This is a genomic window from Variovorax sp. 770b2, assembly GCF_900115685.1.
GTDB lineage: Bacteria > Pseudomonadota > Gammaproteobacteria > Burkholderiales > Burkholderiaceae_C > Variovorax.
Genome location: NZ_FOXJ01000004.1, coordinates 373,837 through 392,910, shown reverse-complemented (window position 1 = coordinate 392,910; position 19,074 = coordinate 373,837). Strand labels below are relative to the sequence as shown.

Sequence of the window (19,074 nt, the reverse complement as noted above, 5' to 3'; positions counted from 1 at the left end):
CGATGCCCTTTCAACAAACATAAGGCACGTCGCTATCCGCCGATCTGTTCATGGAGGCTGCACGGCGCCCGCCCGTGCGCCGACGGTCATTTGCATTTATACAGGTGCGAGTTTCCCTTGTTTCATGCGATATCCGGGAACTGCTGGAGCGATTCTCCTGACTTTGATCCAGTGCGTTAGGCCCACCATACATGCAGAACGAAACGCCGCCGCGCCCCTTCTCCTTCGCGTAGCGGTCTACGCCATCAAGAAGGGCCTGATTGCACTCGGTGCTCATTCGCCATTTGAGGTACTTTCCGCCGCTTTCGGACCCTTGAGGTGTTGGGACTTCGATCCCGCGAATTTCAATGCCATGTTGAGACGCCCAAGATATCTGTTTTTACGAAGAAGCACTCCTCCATCATCGCGAGCAGGCGAAGAGAAGACCTGTTACGCGAAGCATCTTTCGATACGCATGAATTTCGAGTTGAGCGAAGAAGGCCCGCCGTGAAAGCGAAGTTATGGGCGAAGAGCCAAGGCCTACACAATCACTCTGGTCCCTCGATTCGGCACTCCCAAACGCTACCCAAGGGAATGGGCGAGGCAGCTGAACCTGCACAGGCAGCCGAGCCCCGACGAAGTTCGGGGGACGGTCAGTCATAGAGTTCTCCGAACCTTCAAGATCATGAGCATATTTCGGCGCATCTATGCAATCGGTCCGGGAATCTGTCGGCCGGCCGTGCTTAGGGCCGCCAAAACCCATAGCTCACCTCAATGCTCGCTTCACGACTCCGCCCGCTCCGGGTTCGAAGTTTTTCGGCAGAGTACATGTCTTCGCAAAACGCGACATACCTTCGCATCGATCGGCGCGAATCCACCCGGGGTGGCTCAGACTGGATGCTCCACGGCGAACCTCCCCCCCTTGCAAGAAATCAGCGAGAAACAAACTTGACGACGCCTCGCTTCATTGCCATTGGTCCCCCTTCTATCGCGGGAGCCTGCAAGGCAATGACCCGTTGCGACAGAGGTCGGCAGCGACGGAACGGGCACGGGTTTTCGCTGCTGGAGGTTCTGGTTTCCATCGCGGTGCTGATGCTGGGTTTGCTCGGGGCTGCCGGCATGTTGTTGCAGGCCATGCGCACCACCACGGAATCGGGCAACTTCACTGCCGCTGTGAATTTCTCACGCGAGTTCTCCGAAAAAGTTCGGACCAACAAGACGGTTGCCGTTTCCACCGACGCGGCCAAGAACAAATACCTGCTCAGGCGCAACCCGGGTGATGCGACCCCCGCTTCCACCGGAAAGAACTGCAGCAGCATCGCATGCGAGCCGCAGGAGCTTGCCGCATGGGATGCGCGTGAGTGGGTGGCACGCATCGATAAGGCGCTGCCGGGCGCTAAGGTGGCTGTGTGTTTTGACAACGCCGCACTCAAGGCCGATGGCTCCTACGACTGGGAGTGCAGCAACGCCGGCATCTTGGTCGTCAAGATCGGCTGGACGCCTCGCGACAATAGTCGCGCGGAGCAATCGACGATAGACAAGGGGGCGGATCTCGCTCCACGCATCGTATTTCCGCTGGCTCCCGGCCAGAGTTATGCCGGCACCAGTCCGCCGAGTTGAGACGCATGAAAAGCATCGAACGCATATCGCGGGCTCAGCGAGGCCTGACATTGGTCGAACTGATGGTCTCCATGGCCTTGGGACTGCTGGTTGTGCTGGTGGCAAGTGCGGGCTTCATTGCAAGCAAGCAGCTTTTCACCACCGACTCCCAGTCCCAGGCCTTGCAGGACTCCTCGCGCTTTGCGAGCTATCTGGTAAGGACTATCGTCCAGCAGTCGGCGTATACCGACTACACGCCCGACGTGGACACGCGCGCTGTAGCGAGCGCACTCACCTTGGCACCAACCGGCAGCATCTACGACCTGAGCTTGGCCGGCGCAACGCGTGTAGGCAGTGCAGTGCCGGCGTCAGCAATCGGCTATGGCACGAACGACAGCGCGCCCAGAGGAGATCTGGGCAACGATTCGTTGATGGTCCGCTTCTTCGCTCGTGCCGACTGGGAGGTCGGCGACAGTGACCAGTCGGACGGAACCATGATCAATTGTGCGGGCTTACAGCCCGAGCCTCCGGGCGCATCACCTTCTCTGGACGATCGGGCCTGGAGTGTTTTCTATGTTGCGCAGGGAACTGCGGGCGAACCGGAACTGTTCTGCAAGTACCGCGACAACAGCGGCGCATTCAAATCTGTCTCCGTGGTACGCGGGGTCGAGGTGTTCAAGGTCGTGTATGGCGTGGACACGGACAACGACGCAGACATGACGCCGAACGCATGGATGGATGCCGGACAGATCAAGGATGCGGAGATCGCCGGCGCCAGGACCGAGATCGAGAAGTGGCGCAGGGTGACGGCAGTTCGCATCGGCATGGTGATTCGCAGCGCCTCCGGCGCAGCTCGCACGGGGAGCGCGCCGGAGACCATCAAGCCCTTGGGTGCCGAGTTCGACGACGTGAGCTTCACGCCAACCGACGACGGGCGACTGCGCCGCGCGGTGACGCAGACCGTGGTCATCCGCAATCCGCTGAGGGCGCCCGCATGAGGTGCACAGGCGTTCCCGCGAAGGCCATGCGGCGTCAGCGGGGCATGTCCCTCATCGTCGTGTTGTTGCTGCTGATCATCACCACGGTGCTCGGCGTCGGGGCGGCCTCACTGTCCCTCGTCAACGAAAAAGGAGCTCGCAACGATCGCGATCTCGAAGTCGCGTTCCAAGCCGCGGAGGCCGCCTTGCAGGACGCCGAACTCGATATCACCGGCCCGAATCGGTCCAGGAAGGCGCGGCTGTGTGCGTTCAGCGAGAAAGGCGACGTCTCGGCCTTCAAGGCGGGCTGCGGGGAGGATGCGGCGAGCCGCGGCCTGTGCCTGGGCAGTCCTGCAGGCGACGCCCCGGCTTGGCTGGGCGTGTCATTTTCAAGTGACGACGCGAGATCGGTCGAACTGGGCACCTTCACCGACCAGACCTACTTAGCCGCCGACAAGGACAACCCGCGCGGGGTTTCGACCGCGCGAAGGCCGCGATACGTGATCGAGGCCTTGCCGAACAACGGGGGCTATGCCCCAAATGAGTTGGTCGGAGCGGGCGCTGATCAGCGCACATACCTTTTCCGTGTCACGGCCATCGGCTATGGCGTGCGCGCGGAGACGCAAGTGGTGCTGCAGGGCATCGTCAGGAAGTTCAACGCCAGCCCCGGCTGCTAAGCCGGGGGAGAAAAAATGAAGATGCGGATTCAACAGAAATTTCGGTGGTTTGCGGCCGCACTGTGTGTCATGACCGCACAGGGACTTGCCATTGCGGCGCCTCCCATGGCCGACATCGCCCAGGGCCCGCTGTTCGCTGCTGGTGCGCTGGTGAGCCCGAACCTGGCGCTCGCACTCTCAGTGGAGTATCCGACCACGGGAGAGGCCTACAAGCAGGCGTTCTCACCAAGCGAGACTTATCTGGGCTATTGGGATCCGATGGGGTGCTACGACTATCGCTACGTGAACGATAGCAGCGGCTATTTCGTGCGTGTTGCGGATGCAAGCAAGACTGCAAGCGCCATCGAATGCAGCAACAAGTGGAGCGGAAATCTGCTGAATTGGTCCGCGTCGTCAGCCATCGACATGATGCGCTACGCACTGACCGGCGGCGATAGGATCGTGGACGCCACGACTCAGACGGTATTGCAGCGCGCAGTGCTTCGGCCCGACGACTACAAGGCAGGCAACTTCCCGCGCAAGAGCATCGCCGGCAACCTGGACAAGTTCATTCCGTTGACCAAGTTCAAGGGCCTCCAGGCCAACGGCACGGTCGAGTTCGGTAGTTGCTACGAGAAGCTATACGTCGGCGTGGCGGGCCCGGGGGGACAGAGTTGCGCTGCACGTGCCGACGGCGAGAGGTACGGTCCTCAAAGCTCGGCTTCCACCAATGTGGCAGGGGCCTACTTCGCGCGCGTGGAGGTGTGCGCCACTGTCCAGGAGGCAAACCAGAGACCCGAGTTGTGCCAAAGATATCCAAACGGGCAATTCAAACCGGCAGGCACAATTCAACGGTATGCGGAAAAGATCCGTGTCGGCGCTTTCGGGTACCTGCTCGACTCGGCCCCCAGCCGCTATGGCGGTGTTCTGCGTGCGCCCATGCACTATGCCGGGCCCAAGACAGTCGACGCCTCATTCATGAAGGTGGCCAACCCCAACGCCGAATGGGACGCCCAGACAGGCATCTTCGCAATCAACCCGTTCGGCGGCGAAGAAGGCAGAAGCGGCGCCATCAACTATCTCAATCAGTTTGGGCGCACAGGGGCTCCCGGAAACTACAAAGCCGCAGACCCCGTGGGTGAGCTCTACTACGAGACGATGCGTTACCTGCAAGGGCTTCAACCGACCCCACAGGCAACCCAGGGCATAACGGCAGGCATGAAGGACGGCTTCCCCGTCTACAACAACACGGCCTTCTGGGGCCAGGGGGCCAGGAAAAACTGGGATCCGGTCGTGGCAAGTTGCCAGCGCAACTACATCCTCGCCATCGGCGACCAAGAGACGCATCGCGATCGGTCATTCCCGGGCTTTCCGATCGGTGTGGCCCGGGGGCGGTCCGATGGGGACTTCTCCCGCAACGCCAATCCGGATGATTTCGAGCCGGACATCTCGCGCTGGACCGCTCTGCTCGGTGCATTCGAAAACAGGGAAGCCATTCCATATACGCATCCGTCCGGCAAGACCGGACTGACAACGGCGGGGAATCTGGGGCCGGTCACCTGGCAAAGGGGCGAGAACTCCCGCCAGCTGTCGGCGTCGATCATGGCGAACGCGGAGACCGGTTCTGCCTTCGGCTCCTATGGAATGGCGGGCTTGGCCTATTGGGCCAATACACAGCAGATTCGCGCCGACTATCCCGACGCCCGGATCAAGACCTACATGATCGACGTCGACCAATACGGCGATGGCTCCTCCAGGGGCGCGCGCCAGTCCGACGGCTTCACCAACATGCGCGGAAGCCAGATGTATCTGGCCGCCAAGTACGGCGGCTTCGACGACTCGAACAACGATGGCAATCCGTTCAAATCGTCCGACGGCAACTATCGTTCGGAATGGGCCGACGGCGTCGACGACGACGGCAATCCGAAGCCGGCCAATTTCTTCCTCGCATCGACGCCGTCTCGAATGATCGCGGCGATTCAGAGGATCTTCAGGGAGGCGAGCAACAGCAGCGGCACCGTCATGGGGGGCGCGACCAGCGGTTCGCGCGTCGCAAGTCCCGTATCGGTCTATGTGCCGGAATTCGATCCGGAGAGATGGTCAGGATCGCTGCTGGCCTACGCGTTGATGCTCGACCCCTCTTCCGAGGAGATCGTGCAGGCCCCCGATCCAAGCTGGAATGCAGGAATGTTGCTGACCACAGGAAGCTCGACGGGCGTCGCTGGCAGCAAACCGCCCGCGCAGACTGCCAGAAAGATCTTCTCGCTCCTGGGCAATGGCAGTGCCGTCCCCTTTCTCTGGACCTCGCTCGACGATTCGGCCAAACGACTTCTCAACACCGCCCCCTATGCCAGCCCGCCCGAGCAGGATGCGCGCGGCCAGGAACGGCTCAACTACCTGCGTGGCGATCGCAGCGCGGAGGCCGACGTAGCCGGCACGGCCACCCCGCTGCGCAGGCGAAGCTCGATCATGGGCGATGTGCTGAACTCCGCCCCGATTTTCGTGGGCGCGCCGGGCGGCAAACACTCGGGGGCCCTCTATGCGGCTTTCGTGAGTACCCACAAGAGCCGCAAGCACGCCGTCTACGTCGGCGCGAACGACGGCATGCTGCATGCCTTCGACGCCCAGACTGGCGTAGAACTCTTCGCTTATGTACCGCGGATGGTCTTTCCCGCGTTGGCGGCCTACACGAGTCCGAGCTACGAGCATCGCCCTTACGTCGATGCACCGCCCGTCGCAGAAGAAGCGAAGGTCGGTAGCGCTTGGAAAACCGTGCTGGTGTCCGGCGTGGGCGGCGGTGGGCGCGGCGCGTTTGCGCTTGACGTGACCGACCCGAGTGCCTTCGACTCGGATCATGTGATGTGGGAGTTCAGCGGCACCGACGACGCCGACATGGGCTACGTCACGCAGTCGCCCAAGATCCTGAGCTTCAAGACCCGGGCTGCGGAGGGATCGAACGCTGCCGTCTACAGGTCATTTGCCGTAGTGCCCTCGGGCTACAACAACGGCAACAGTACACGGCGGGCCGCATTGTTCCTGCTTGCACTCGACAAGCCCACTTCCCAAGCCTGGCAGCTCGGCACCAACTATTACAAGATCCTTCTGCCAGATCCGGTCGACGGCATGGTCAATGCGTTGTCTACACCCAGCGAATACGCGACCAGCGATGGCACGGTCAGGTTCATGTACGGCGGCGATACGCAGGGCAATCTCTGGAAATTCGACTTCACGCAGAACGCGCCATGGTCCGATGCCAACGCACTCGCGTTCGAGAAGAAGCCGCTGTTCGTTGCACAGGACGCCAACAGCAAGCGGCAGCCCATTACGGTCGCGCCTCAGGTGGCCCTTGGGGCGGGCGGCGGTGCCGTTGTGCTATTCGGCACCGGCAAGTACATCGAAGCCGATGATGCACGGGCCGCGAGTTACGTGCCGCAGTCAATCTACGGTGTCTTCGACAACGGCACGCGGATCACGAACGGTCGCGCGAGCCTCATGGTCCGGACGGCGGCGCCCGGTGATGACAAGAGCAAGCTCACCGTGACCGGCGGCACCTTTGCCTACGGCGCCTACGACGCCAACAAACCCGAATCGACGCCGCGGCGTGGCTGGTATTTCGATCTGGCGGATGCGACCTCGCACGGCGAGCGCCAGGTGACGGCCATGCAGTTGGTGGACGGCCGCCTGATCTTCAACACGCTGATGCCAAACCCAAATGTGTGCGGTGCCGGCGGCGGTGGACGTACCTGCCTGGTCAATGCGGCCACGGGGTTGACAGAGGGCCAGTCCTGCAATATCTCGAGCATCGGCATTCTTTCGTCGCCCATCGTCATGCAAGAGGGCTATGGAACGTTCACCGGCACCAACTCGCTTGGCGCACGCACGGAATCCAAGCGGCTGCGCACCCTGAACCTGGGCACCGGCTCAGGCGATGGCAAAGCTGGCCAGAAGATCGAAGACCTTGGAAAGATCAGCGCGCTGGCAGCGCGCATAAGCTGGCGGCAGGTGCCCAACTACAAGGACGTCAAGACTCGGCTCGATGGTGCGAAAGCGCAACCCGGGAAGGGAGGAAGCGCACCATGACCAAGCGACGGATGTCTGGCGGCTTCACCCTGATCGAACTGATGGTGACAGTGGCCATCGTGGCGATCCTTGCAGCGGTGGCCTACCCTACTTACCTTGATTATCTTCGGCGGGGCTGGCGCGCGGAAGGAAGGGCCGCGCTGATGCGGGAAATGCAGCAGCAGGAACGTTTTTTCACGCAATTCAATACGTATAGCGTTTCGCTGTTGACCAAGGAGAGCTCGAATCCCGATGCTGGAGTGGGGCACTACACCCTCAAGGCAACGGGCTGCAAAGTCGCAAGCGATGTTCGCGATTGCGTCAAGCTGACTGCTGCCTTAAACCCCGGATTCGAAGATCGTGTCGTGGCCAATATCTGGCTGCAGAGCTCGGGTGAAAAAATAAGAGGCTGCACCGGGACCGACTCCGACACCCCCACATCGAGGTGCTGGAAGTGAAGCGGACGCGGCTACTGCCCAGCCAGAGACTGCGCGGTTTCACGCTCACCGAGTTGCTGACAGTCATCACGATCGTCGCCGTGCTTGCCGCCGTGGCAGTACCGTCGTTCAGAAGCCTGTTGCTCAACCAGCGCCTGGCGTCTGCCGCGAGTGCCATGGTTTCTGCGCTGAACCTGGCGCGGAGCGAGGCGATCAAGCGTTCGTCTCGCGTCAGCGTGCTCCCAGCTCGCGCTGCCTGGGGCACGGGATGGGACGTCAAGGTGGATGCCATCGATGAACCGCTTCTCGGCTTTCCCGGACTCGAAGATGGCATCGCAGTGGATGCCACGACGGGCAACGGTTTTTCCGGAAAAGTCACCTATGACCCGAACGGGTTTGCGCGCGATGCACTGGGGCGCTTCGGCGCGGGATGCCTGGCATTCAAAGCTGCAACGCAGAGGCGCGTCGCGGTGATCGTGTCGGACACCGGGCGCCCCCGTACCTGCGATCCCGATCGGTCGGGAGACTGCGGATCCAATGAGTGCGGCGCCGCTTCGCCCTCCTCCGCTCCTTCGTCTGCGCGGGGACCTTGACGGTGTCAGTCATCTGACTCAGATGACCCTCTGAAATCAACGCGCACCCGGCAAGACGCGCCCGCCTCTTCGCAAAAATATCCGCCCCTTCGCGGCACACGATGTCGCCGCCACGTCGAGCCATCAAACTGCCTCGAACGCGAAGGATCTCATGCCTCCAGGCCCCCCCCTATCCGTCGGCCCGAAGTCCCAGCCAACCGGGCCAGGTGACATCGAACTCAGCCGCATTCCGATACCGACGACTTCCGCCCGCTCCAGAGCCAGCAGCTACCACACTGCTCCCGAGGGGCTGACGCGCCAGGCAAGCCCGGCGGGCAGTTCCGGCTCATCGGCGCCGCGTCGATCACCCCCGCCCCGCCGATCCGCCTCCGAGGAGTCGCTCGACCCGAGCTTCTTCTCTGCGCGCGCGTCCATCGAGGAATCTCCGCCGACACCGCCGCCTGCGCACCTCGACGAAACCCGCGAACTCACAGAGGCCGTACCGGGCTCCTTCCCCGCCCTGCCTCATCGGCTGCTCGCCCATCCGACCATTCATCGTGCCCCGCCGGGACTCGCCTCGCTGGATGCGCCAATTGTCCCGAGCCATCGAGACGTCAATCCGCGCATGGACATGAGCACGCTGTCTCAGAAGCTCCCCGAGGACGTGACTGGATGCGTCGCCTACATGCTGAGCTCGATGCGCAAGTCGCCCGGGGACATCCCTGCGCTCAAAGAACTGGCGACCCAACAGGCCGAAGTCCTCGGCACACACAACATCCGCACGAGAGAACAGTTCGTCTCAATGCTCAAGCAGGTGCAATGGCGCGATATCGGCACAGGCACACTGCACGGTATGGCGTCATCGAACGGGTTTACCGTGGGCAGCGCACTCGTCGATTTCAAGCTCGCCGACCTGACCCTGTCGGGCCTGTCCAAGGCGATGCCCGAGCTGCCTGCGGCGCTGCCTGGCCTCGTGGCCGGTGCCGCGCTCGGCTTGGGCCTGTCCATCATGGATGTGGCGGCTGGCGCCTCCACATCCAAGACCTTTGGCGACGCCTATTTCACGCGACCGCCGGACGACAAGCTTCCCGCGCCGCTTCACGGCGCCAATCCCCCGACCAAGACCAGCATGGCGCGGGACGCGACCATTGCCGCTGGCCTCAGCTACGGCGCCGCGCGCAATGGAGGCTTGCGGGCTCCGATGATGCTCGCGTTCGAAACCGCCGGGCAGCCGGCCGACCGAGCCCTTGCGGACAACATAGCGGATACGGTGGGCGGATCGATCATCGGCGGCGGCGGCATGCGCACGATCCTCAATGACCGTGACGTCAGCGCGGGCCGCGCGGGCTTGCAGTACTTCCTGGCCCGCAGCGATCTGGGCGAGTGCATCGATCATCTGCGCAAGCCCGCTCTCGAGCAGATCGAAAGCGGCCTGCGCCGCACGGTGAATTACATGAAGAGCGTCGGGACGACACTTCCTGAAGCGATCGAGAACGCGTTCGCCAGCAAGCTCGGGTGGACTTCGCACGCCATCCTCTCACCCGGATTCGGCGCGCTGTTTTCGATGCTAACCACCATGCCTAATCAGCTGCAGGAAAGGGGCTGGCCAGAGAAGGACGCGAACATCGCGACGCAACTGTGCAAGTTCGCGGTGCTGCAGGTGCTGTATCACGCGTGGGGCGGCGCGCTTGGGGCCGTCAGGGGACCAAGAGCGCAGACGCCTGAGGCGAACTCGGCAGTCTAGAGTGCTGTCCTGTCAATTCGCCCGCGTGGTCTGGTGCTGTGGCAGTCCAAGAAACGCTCGACTTGATTGAGCCCACTTCAGTTGGTTGGCACGAAGTGCATGCGCCAGCGAGGCCGCCCGGCCAATCATGGCCCTGCCTTGATTCAACGTACAGAGAGTCACGCAGCCAGAGAGGTGGACTCCCTTGTGACGGGGCGAGGTATCCGTTGTCGGAGTCAATTCGCACAGGGTTGTAGAAGCCCTCGTTCCAGTTAACTCTCGCAGGCCAGCCGACTCCCGCATCGCACATCGCCGCGCGCACCGCCGCGCCGCCGCCCGCGCACGCCCCCCGGGGTCTTCTACCGACGTTTTTCCCAGTTTGCGCAAGCGAGGCCGGCTGCGGCTGCGCTCCCCCTTGTGCGCTCCTGCCATCCATAAGTCGGCGTCCCGTGCGGGCGCTAGAGAGAAAACACGTTCATGAACATACACGACTTCAGGCGCTCGTGACGAGGCTCGCCAGTATCGGCGGCGCGCAATGGGCCCCGCGAGAAGGGCGATGACAATGAACCGTCCCATCTTCCGCGAGTAACCGGTTCTTGCGGTTTGTAGCGCAGAACTGGATTTGCTGCTTGTCGAAGTTGTTGTCAATGGGAAGCGCTGGGTTCTCCAGGTAGCGCATGAGCGTGACCAACGCTTCTTCACGCTGTAGTTGATCGCCCTGGCCTTGCCAGTACCGTGATTCTGGTTCGTAGCGCCTTCGCGTCGATTGCCAACGACGTGCTGCCTCTGTTAATTCATACCGCTTGGTAGCCTGACGGGTTGTTGAAATTTCTCGGGTCTATAACCGGCAGTTGTCGACCGCGACCATTGCTTCAATGGAAAAGCTCTCCCCCACCGCGCGTTCAAGCAGGCAGTCGCAGTTTCTGGAAAAACTCAGATGCCCCCGGACCTCGTCGGCGGCGATTCGGAATCGGCACCCCCATCATCCGAATCCTCGTCGACAGCCCGGCACTGCGCGACGCACTTGTGTTTTCGTAGCCGCATCTTCGGCAGAACGGGGCTTCAACAGAATCGGCGCCAACACATCACAGCCTCGCAATTTGAACGCGCACTTCGCGCGCCGCCTGTCGCGACATGGCGCGTCGGGCTTACCGTCATTGGCATCGCAACACAGCCATCACCCCCTCTCAATCCGGTGAGTTTGATCATGCCCGTAGCCATACTTTCCGTGACGGCCCATCCCTTGAACGACGCATCGTGGAGCGAGCCGGCGGCCATCGGCGCCGGCCCCACCGCACCGGTACTTGCATCACAGGGGCAGCAAGAACTGGACTTGATGATGTCGTCCTACCTGAAGCAGTTGTTGATCGCCACGCACACCGACGCGCGGTTTGCAACTGAAGGCTTCGACAAAGATGCCTCGCAGAAACACGATGACCGAGCGACCGACCCGATCAGGACGATCAACGACCATCTGAATGCAACCCACAGCCTGAGCCACCCCAACCTCAAGGGCATCCGGGAGCCCCGGATGCGGTCGGATGGCAGCGCTCGGGACGACTTCTCCGTCTACCTGGAGCGCGCCGGCATGGTCCTGTCCTTCGTCATTCCCGCGGTCGGCAATGTGCTCAAAGGCGCGGGTGCCGCAGACCAAGACCAAAAGGCCAGCGTCAGTGAAGTTCTGCGCGGCGGGGTCAACGGCTATTTGAACCACTTGAGGAACCTGGAGAAAGGCGCCGTGAACACCATCAAGTCGGGCCGATTGACGCCCTTCAATCTGGCATTCAACCTGATCCAGGAGTCGGTAAAAGACAACCTCAAGGACATCGCCAGGTATGCCGAGGAATAAAACCTTCCGATACCGCAGGCCACGCCATGTGCGCGGCCGGCGGACGCCCCCCGATGCTCAACTTTCCATCGGCGAAAGCTCGCTCCCGGGTACGGCGTAGGCATTGGGCTTTGCAAGCGTCGTACCCAGATCGGGCGGCTTGATTCCGAACGCATCAAGATCGGTCCTGATGCCGTCGTACCAACTGTTGATCGCCTTGTCCTTCTTCTCGTCGGCCTTGATGCCCGAGACGATCGAATAGATCATGCCGCCGAGGGCGGCAACGCCGCCGACGGCACCGGCGACCGTACCCGCCAGGCCACTCACCAGGGTGGCAGCGTCGGCTACCGATGGAATGACCCGTCCGACCACGTAGGACGCCACTTCGGCGCCGCTCACCACCGCGCTCAGCCCGTTGAGCGCCGCGAAGGTACCCTGGAAGCCCGCGCCGACCTTGTCCCCGCGCGCGGCCGCATCCTTGGCGCCTATGGCTCCGGTGATCAGGCCTATCGCGTTGCCGACGACGCCGCCCAGCCCCTTGCCCACGTTCTCCGCGTCCTTGAGCCAGTTCGTCAGCGAGTCCGGCGGAACGGCGGTCTGGCCCGGCACGTTGCCGCGGTTGAACTGGTCAAGCAGGAACTTGGAGCCGCCCTCCACCAACAGACCAGCCGTCTGGAAGGATTGTCCCGTCACCACAGCGGGACCCGACTGCGATCCCGTGGCGCCGCCGGCGGCCAGCGCACCGGCGAGCAGCACGCCAGAGGCTGCGTGCATCACACCGGACTTGAAGGCCTCCGACATCCCGGGCTGCGCCTTCCAGCTTTCCTTGACCTTGGTCATCGCGTCATCGAATTTGGCCCCGCCGCGGCCGATGTCGTCGACACCACGTAGGAAGGACACGATGTCCCGGGAAGACGGGCTGTTCGGGCCCGGGGGCACAATCTTGTCCAGATTCTTCTCGACCAACTGCTCCAGCGCCGGATCGTTGGCGTCCTTGACGCCCAGGCCCTTGTAGAGGTCCGGCAGGCTCTTGCCTTGGAGCAACTGATCGCGGCCGATGCGGGCGCTGGTCTCGTTGAACTTGTCGGTGCCGGCCGCGACCGCCTTGTCGTCCAGCACGTTGTCCAACACGGCCTTGTCAACGCCCGACTGGATCAGCGCCTTGTCCGGCGGCATACCTGCGGCAATCAGGCCCTGAATCTCCTTGCCTGAGGTGATGTTGTCGTAGTCTGCCTTGACCTTGTCCTGAAGTTCCTTGGGCGCTTTCTTCAAGGCCTCCTGCAGATTGGGCTTGATGCCGAGTGCCTGTGCATAGAAGTTCGGTGCCTTGACGAAATCTCCGAGCGCCTGTGCCGTGCCGACGACCTTTCCGCTCGGATCCTTCCGGTCGAACGCGACCTGCAGCGCACGCGGGCTCGAGGTGTCGTCGAAACGCCGCTGCAGTTCGGCCTTGAGCTTCGGGTCGGCTTCGACACGCGCGTGCAAGGCATCGGGCACCTTCTCGTTGACGAACTGCTGCACATCGGGGTCCTTGGCCAGCTGATCGACTTTGGCCTGCGCGTCCTTGTAGAACGCTGCGCGCTGCTGGCCCGGTGAGGGGCCTTCGCCGTGGTATGGGCCCTCGTCACCGGGGCCGGTGGTCTGGTAGGCCTCCTGCCCCACCTTGTACTTGGCCACCGTCTCGCTCAGCTTGATAAGCGCAGCCGTCTTGTCAGCACCGTTGGCCGAGGTCTGGCCGTTGGCGAAGTAGTCCTTGCCGAGCTTGGACGCATCGCCGCCGGCCGCTTTGACGGCATCGGCGGTGGCATCGCCGTTCAGGCGCGTGATCTGGTCGTCGGCGCTCTTGTTGTCGATGCCCTTGAGCGAGTCGTAACCGTACTTTCCGAAGTCCTGCAGCCGGCCCGCCTCGGTACCGTGGTTGGCAACCTCTTTGCCGCCATCCCTGGAGAAACCGTCGATGCGGTCGTTGGTCGGGTCGTTGCCGCTCGACTTTTTCGTGATGGGCTGACCCTTTTCATCGACGTTTTTGATGTAGTCGATGACCTGCGACGCCCGGTAAGCGGCGTCGGCGTCGTGCTCGTAGTCGCCGACTTGCTTCTTCAGGTTGTCCTTCAAGCCACCCTGGTTGCCCAGGTTCCTGAGCGTCGGATTGGCCTCCACGATCTGCTGAGCGCTGCGCTTGTCGTTGTCCGGGCGCCCCTGGTTGTTCATCGGCAGCGAGGGAATGACCGGAGGCGGAGGTGGCGCTGGCGGTGCTTTGACATCGCCGCCCTTGAGCGACGAGTAGCCGAATTTGCCGAAGTCCTGCAGCCGACCGGCCTCCGTGCCGTGCTTTGCGTCGCCTTTGCTGCTGAAGCCGTCGACGGTGCTGTTGCCGACGGCGTCTATCGCAGGCGCACCCCGGGTGCCGGGGCGATTCTTGATTTCCTTGCCGTTCTCGTCGAAGTGCTCGATGTGTTCGAGCACCTGCGCGGCGCGGTAGGCCGCATCGGCATCGTGTTCGAAATCACCGACCTGATTCTTCAGAGCCTGCTTCAGGCTCGGGCCGCCCTTGTCGCCATGTTGGTCGCCCAGGTTCTTCAGCAAGGGGCTGCTGTTGATGATGTCCTGGGCGCTGCGGTAGTCGCCTTCAGGGCGCGTCTGCTGAGGGCCAAAGGTGTTATTCGCGGGGTCGGGGGCGGCGCCCGGATCCTTGAGCGCGCGCTGAACGACGTCCAGCATGATCGTTTGCACGTCCGGCACGGCGCTGGCGCCCTGCTCTTGGTTCACGGGAGGGGCGACGCGGGTCACCGGAGCGATGGTCATGGGTTCTCCATAAGAAAAGTAGAGGGCTTGCGTTCGCGGCCAAAGCGCGGCGTGGCCGGCAGACAGCATTGCGCTAGTACGGTCCACAGCGCCGTGGGCGATGCCGCCGCGCCGCCATTGCTTTGGCGTGAATTCGTAACTGGCTTCATCGTCTGCCTCGTTGATCGCGATGCGCCGATATTGCGCAGGACCATGGACTCATCGGCCGATGCTGAAGCGATCGTCAGGAAGTCTTCAGGCTGCGGCGCGGCGCGCGCGCCGGTGCTCGCTCGAAAATCGACGCATCGATCAACCGGCGCTGTACTCGGCCTGCCGCATCAACCATCCCTTGAAACGAGAGAGGCCCTTGGATATGTACTCGTCCTCAGGTCAGAAGGACCAGGGTCCACAAACCCATTCCGCGCAACTGCGGGCAGACAGGTCCGGCGAAGTTTTCAGAGCATTGGAAGAGAGCCTGCGGGAAGCCATCGACCTCGTGAAGAAAACAGATCCGGACGGCCGGCCCGAAGCAGCGATACAACAACTGGACGTCGCGTTCGAGGCGGCCCAGCGGATTCTGGCGAAAGCCCGATCCATTGCTGTGTCCCGGGCTTGAAATCCGGCAGCACACCTCAAAGCGAATCATCTCGCTTCGCGAGCATGAACCTGTTGCTTACAAACTTGAAGCCCAGCGCGGTATTCATAACGTTTGGTTTTTTCTTTCCGAGGTATGTCGATGAAAGACGCTCCCGCTTCCCAACGCTCCCCGGAGGGAACGGTGCCAGGCACGGTCTATCGCTCGCTCTTGCAGATTGCCGCGCTGGGCAGCGAGTTGGGCGAATACCTGGCCGCGAGCCAGATCGCCGGCGTGCTCCAGGGCCTTCGCCCAGGCCTGCCGCAGGCAGGCATCGTGCGGGCGATGAACACCTTCTGCGGCGGCGACACGGGCGCGGGCATTGCCGAGTTCGGTGAGGTGCTGGCGCAGTTTCCCGACAGCCATCTCGCCAAGGCGCTGCTAGCGGTCTGTATGAAGATCGACAATCGCGCCGGGTGGCCCCAGATGCTCGAAGCGGTGATCGACGACGGTCGCGACAATTACGCCGTTGGCCTGGCCTGCACCATCCTCGGACGTTCGCAGGTCGTGGACGAGCGGCCGTACGAACAAGCCATCGGTGCCTTGCCTGCTCACGTTATGTGGGCATGAACGTGCATCGAACAGACTCGCCGGCGTCGGCGCGACCGCCTCCGGCCGCAGCAGCTACGGCGCAGTGAAAGCATGGTGGTGCGCCACGGCAACTGCCAGCGCGCCGTCGGGGAACAAAACAATGCCCCCCGTTCGCGTACCCCAATAGCGGAAATGGACGTTATGTCATGTTCGCTGCAGAGAATAAGAAAACGAGGTTTTCTGCACACCCAGTGCGGCCTCGAACTTCTCCGCAGAGAAACAGAATGAACAATAGCAGCAGCTCTCTCCATGCAATGCTTGCCGACATCCGCAACCTGAGCACCGCAACCGACTGTTGCACGTCCGAACTCCAGACTCTTGCTGAAGAGGCCATCGGACATGCGCGCGCCACAGGCGATGCGCGACTCATCGTTCATGCGCTCCAAGCCGCGTCCTCGGTCTGTGAACTCGCCGGGGATACGGCCGAATCGTACAGACTCGCGCTCGAGGCCGAGCAATTGGCCACCGCGCAAGGGTTGCGTCTGGAGGCAGGATGGTCCCAGATCCAACTCGGCAAATGCTTGGCCGTCGCGGGGCAACTCGATCGCGCAATCGCGCGGATGCGTACGGGCCTGCAGTTGTTCCGGATGCTGGGCGACCTCCGAGGCAAGATCTCCGCCTTGCAGATGCTCGCTCGGCTGCACATGGACCACGGACAATACAAGAGCATGCTCATCTACCAGCAAGCGGTGCAGCACTTGCTTCGCCCCGACAGGTCGACGCCGCAGAGCAGCGACGCGTATGTGCACATTGCCGAGGGACAGGCCAGCTACGCTACCGCGCTCACGGCACACGGCCTGCATCTCGAGGCGAAGAATCTGTCCCTTCGCGCTCTCGACCTGCTGGCGCAATACAACGAGGCGGACGTCGAGAAGTTGACAAGCAATGCACGGTTTCGCCTGATCGACACGACAGCGCGACTACACCTTCTGCAGGGAAAAGACGCATTGGCTCTGCGTTGCGCCAGCACCTTGCTGCGCGGCGGGCGCCGCCGGGGCGCGGTTCGGCTGGTTGCCGCGGCATGTGACCGCTTCGCGGACGTTCGGCTCGCTCAAGGGCGGTGGATCCAGGGAATTGCCTGGCTCCAACGGGCTCGCACGCATTGGGCGCAGATCAATCAGCATCGCGAGTTGATCAAGGTGCTCGACAAGCTCTCCGATGCCCATGAAGGATTCGATCAACACGCCCAGGCGCTCGTCCACTACAAGGAAGCCCGCCGCATCGAAGAGCGGGGCCGCTGCGAGCAAGCGGCCCTGCGTTCAGCGCTGACGGCCATCGACGTGAAAGCCGCTGCGCGCAACGACGAACAGGAAGCAGTCAGCCATAATCATCGGCTAGCCGCGCTGGGACACATGGTGGCCTGCATCGCACACGAGGTCACGCAGCCCCTGGCTGCCATGCGGCTCGTGGCCGAGAACGCTGCAGTCGATCCCGCGCATGCACAAGAGAGTCTTTCGAGCATCGTGACGCGCGTCGACCAATTGATGGTCTATGTGGCCCATCTGCAGCGGTTCAGCCGACGCGAGCCGGTCCGGATGCAGGCCGTGCACCTGTCGACCATCGTGGAAGCAGCACTCGCGATCGTGGAGCCAAAGAAGAAGTGCTGCGGCGTCGCGCTCAGTGTCGAGCGGAATGCGGCAATGGAAAGCATCGTCCTGACCGACCCAGCGTGCGCCACGGGTGCCCTGGTGAATCTACTGAGCAACGCCTTCGATGCCGTGGCTGGAGCGCGCGAGGCCAAGGTGGTTTTGAGCACGCGGGTTCGCGGCGAGCGCGCCGTTCTTTCGGTACGCGATCACGGCCATGGCTTGAGCGCTCAAGCCATGGCGCATCTGTTCGAGCCATTTCATTCAACAAAGCCTCTGGACAAGGGCTGCGGCCTTGGCCTTTCGTTGTCTTCGGAATTGACCCGCCACATTGGAGCGCGTCTCAGGGGCATGAACCACCCTGGGGGCGGAGCGCTGTTCACATTGGACGTGGCCCTGGCATCCGAGGTCCCTCAGCACAAGACTGCGGTGCATGATCCGATTTGCCCCGCATGTACGTCGGCAGCGTTTGACCTGGACGCGTATTTTTTGCCGGTCCCGGCGATCATGCCCCGATCCGCCACCGTGTACGCCTTGGCCTCCTGAATTCATCGAATCTTCGGGGCCGGACACGATGGCAAGAATTCTGGTGGTCGAGGACGACCCTTTGATCGGTGCGGTCCTGCAAAACGCATTGCGGCGCGCAGGCCACGAAACAACCCTCTGCGCCAATGGCGAAGAAGGCTTCTTTCTCGTCATGACCTCGGCATTCGATCTGCTGATACTCGACGTGGTTCTGCCAGGCCGCAACGGCCTGGATATTCTGGCCGGCGTGCGAAGGTCCAATGCGGCTATTCCGGTACTGATGTTATCGACGCTCGACGAGGTCAGCGACAGAGTGCGCGCGTTATCCCTGCATGCGGACGACTACCTCGGCAAGCCGTTCGCGCTGGAAGAGCTCCTTGCACGGGCCGGCGCCCTGTTGCGCCGGGTACGGCCAATCGAGGAGACCCGACTCAGGGTGGCGGATCTGAATCTGGATCTTCTGACCCGCAACGTCACGCGTGGCGGCCATTCCTTGAAGCTCACGCTGCGCGAGTTCGAACTGCTCACGTATCTGATGAAACATTCGGGGCGAGTGGTCTCGAAAAACATGCTCGCGCAAGACATTTGGGAAAACATCGATCGGGCTACGCCCATTGACAACATCATCGACGTCCACATATCGAGACTTCGACGCAAGCTAGATGCAGCCGGTCGAACGGAACTGTTGCGAACCGTCAGAGGCATTGGTTTTTGCCTAGACGGGCACGAGGTGAACAACCTCTAGCCAATACGACGCCGATACGTCTAGCCGGACGTTGGCAAGTGAGCGGCGGCTCGATCGGGTAAGTGATCTTGCGCGGTCAGGGGTTCGTCCGCTGCTCTTAAGTGATCCCATGACCGAACCGCCGAGGTCGACAGAACCAAGTCGCCTGCTGAGCGCAGTTAGGATTCGAATTCGTCGGGTGCTCGGTAGCCGAGCGCCGAGCGGATCCGCTCGGCGTTGTGGCCCTCCTCGATGAACCACGGCAGCCGCGTTGCCATGTCTCGTGCAGGTCTCGCAGACTGACTCCTTCAGTGCGCATCGGTACGTTTCGCTTGCGTATTGACCGCCTCCGTCCGTGTGATGAGTAGAACCGGGGCGCAGGGTCAAATTGGTTCGCTTC

Annotated in this window: 14 protein-coding genes; 12 read left to right on the top strand and 2 right to left on the bottom strand. The window is 62.4% G+C overall.

What is annotated here, in order from left to right; all coding sequences use genetic code 11:
- Positions 1-927: 927 nt before the first annotated feature.
- The 7 genes from pilV to BM133_RS23510 all read left to right on the top strand — a co-directional run bounded on the left by pilV (position 928) and on the right by BM133_RS23510 (position 10,023).
- Positions 928-1,599, top strand: coding sequence for a type IV pilus modification protein PilV (gene pilV / locus BM133_RS23540; RefSeq protein WP_177224922.1), 672 nt, complete (start codon positions 928-930; stop codon positions 1,597-1,599).
- A 5-nt stretch (positions 1,600-1,604) separates the two neighbouring features.
- A complete protein-coding gene (locus BM133_RS23535; RefSeq protein ID WP_093439085.1) occupies positions 1,605-2,576 on the top strand; it encodes a PilW family protein in 972 nt (323 codons plus the stop codon).
- Between the two features lie 44 nt (positions 2,577-2,620).
- Positions 2,621-3,232, top strand: a complete 612-nt coding sequence (locus BM133_RS23530; protein WP_177224921.1) for a pilus assembly PilX family protein — start codon at positions 2,621-2,623, stop codon at positions 3,230-3,232.
- 105 nt (positions 3,233-3,337) lie between these two features.
- On the top strand, positions 3,338-7,291 hold the full coding sequence (locus BM133_RS23525; RefSeq protein ID WP_177224920.1) for a pilus assembly protein: 3,954 nt from the start codon (positions 3,338-3,340) through the stop codon (positions 7,289-7,291).
- Positions 7,288-7,728, top strand: coding sequence for a type IV pilin protein (locus tag BM133_RS35565; RefSeq protein ID WP_093439077.1), 441 nt, complete (start codon positions 7,288-7,290; stop codon positions 7,726-7,728). Before BM133_RS23525 ends, BM133_RS35565 begins: the two co-directional genes overlap by 4 nt.
- On the top strand, positions 7,716-8,300 hold the full coding sequence (locus BM133_RS23515) for a GspH/FimT family pseudopilin (protein WP_256219324.1): 585 nt from the start codon (positions 7,716-7,718) through the stop codon (positions 8,298-8,300). Before BM133_RS35565 ends, BM133_RS23515 begins: the two co-directional genes overlap by 13 nt.
- 604 nt (positions 8,301-8,904) lie before the next feature.
- Positions 8,905-10,023, top strand: a complete 1,119-nt coding sequence (locus tag BM133_RS23510) for a hypothetical protein (RefSeq protein ID WP_093439071.1) — start codon at positions 8,905-8,907, stop codon at positions 10,021-10,023.
- A gap of 472 nt (positions 10,024-10,495) precedes the next feature.
- On the opposite strand, the gene BM133_RS35780 is transcribed toward BM133_RS23510, so the two are convergent.
- A complete protein-coding gene (locus tag BM133_RS35780; RefSeq protein WP_143100211.1) occupies positions 10,496-10,831 on the bottom strand; it encodes an IS66 family transposase in 336 nt (111 codons plus the stop codon).
- 414 nt (positions 10,832-11,245) lie between these two features.
- On the opposite strand from BM133_RS35780, the gene BM133_RS23505 reads away from it, so the two are divergent.
- On the top strand, positions 11,246-11,851 hold the full coding sequence (locus BM133_RS23505; protein ID WP_143100195.1) for a hypothetical protein: 606 nt from the start codon (positions 11,246-11,248) through the stop codon (positions 11,849-11,851).
- Positions 11,852-11,908: 57 nt separating this feature from the next.
- Here the strand turns inward: BM133_RS23505 and BM133_RS23500 are convergent, their stop codons facing one another.
- Complete coding sequence (locus BM133_RS23500; RefSeq protein ID WP_093439066.1) at positions 11,909-14,635, bottom strand: hypothetical protein; 2,727 nt, start codon at positions 14,633-14,635, stop codon at positions 11,909-11,911.
- A 208-nt stretch (positions 14,636-14,843) separates the two neighbouring features.
- Between BM133_RS23500 and BM133_RS34770 the strand changes: the two genes are divergently transcribed.
- From BM133_RS34770 to BM133_RS23480, 4 genes are all read left to right on the top strand, one after another.
- The gene (locus tag BM133_RS34770; RefSeq protein WP_143100194.1) at positions 14,844-15,230 is read left to right on the top strand and encodes a hypothetical protein; all 387 of its coding nucleotides are present in this window, start codon (positions 14,844-14,846) and stop codon (positions 15,228-15,230) included.
- A 120-nt stretch (positions 15,231-15,350) separates the two neighbouring features.
- A complete protein-coding gene (locus BM133_RS23490) occupies positions 15,351-15,818 on the top strand; it encodes an HrpB1 family type III secretion system apparatus protein (RefSeq protein WP_177224919.1) in 468 nt (155 codons plus the stop codon).
- 245 nt (positions 15,819-16,063) lie between these two features.
- Positions 16,064-17,971 carry an ATP-binding protein gene (locus BM133_RS23485; protein ID WP_177224918.1) on the top strand — a complete coding sequence of 636 codons (1,908 nt, stop codon included), beginning with the start codon at positions 16,064-16,066 and terminating at the stop codon, positions 17,969-17,971.
- A gap of 28 nt (positions 17,972-17,999) precedes the next feature.
- Positions 18,000-18,695: a response regulator transcription factor gene (locus BM133_RS23480; protein WP_093439055.1), complete on the top strand. Its 696-nt coding sequence runs from the start codon at positions 18,000-18,002 to the stop codon at positions 18,693-18,695.
- Positions 18,696-19,074: the final 379 nt, after the last annotated feature.

Coding starts and splice junctions, on each gene's coding strand:
- BM133_RS23535 (WP_093439085.1), top strand. CDS start 1,605: ATGAAAAGCATCGAACGCATATCGCGGGCTCAGCGAGGCCTGACATTG.
- BM133_RS23530 (WP_177224921.1), top strand. CDS start 2,621: ATGTCCCTCATCGTCGTGTTGTTGCTGCTGATCATCACCACGGTGCTC.
- BM133_RS23525 (WP_177224920.1), top strand. CDS start 3,338: ATGGCCGACATCGCCCAGGGCCCGCTGTTCGCTGCTGGTGCGCTGGTG.
- BM133_RS35565 (WP_093439077.1), top strand. CDS start 7,288: ATGACCAAGCGACGGATGTCTGGCGGCTTCACCCTGATCGAACTGATG.
- BM133_RS23510 (WP_093439071.1), top strand. CDS start 8,905: ATGGACATGAGCACGCTGTCTCAGAAGCTCCCCGAGGACGTGACTGGA.
- BM133_RS23500 (WP_093439066.1), bottom strand. CDS start 14,635: ATGACCATCGCTCCGGTGACCCGCGTCGCCCCTCCCGTGAACCAAGAG.
- BM133_RS34770 (WP_143100194.1), top strand. CDS start 14,844: ATGCTGAAGCGATCGTCAGGAAGTCTTCAGGCTGCGGCGCGGCGCGCG.
- BM133_RS23490 (WP_177224919.1), top strand. CDS start 15,351: ATGAAAGACGCTCCCGCTTCCCAACGCTCCCCGGAGGGAACGGTGCCA.
- BM133_RS23485 (WP_177224918.1), top strand. CDS start 16,064: ATGAACAATAGCAGCAGCTCTCTCCATGCAATGCTTGCCGACATCCGC.
- BM133_RS23480 (WP_093439055.1), top strand. CDS start 18,000: ATGGCAAGAATTCTGGTGGTCGAGGACGACCCTTTGATCGGTGCGGTC.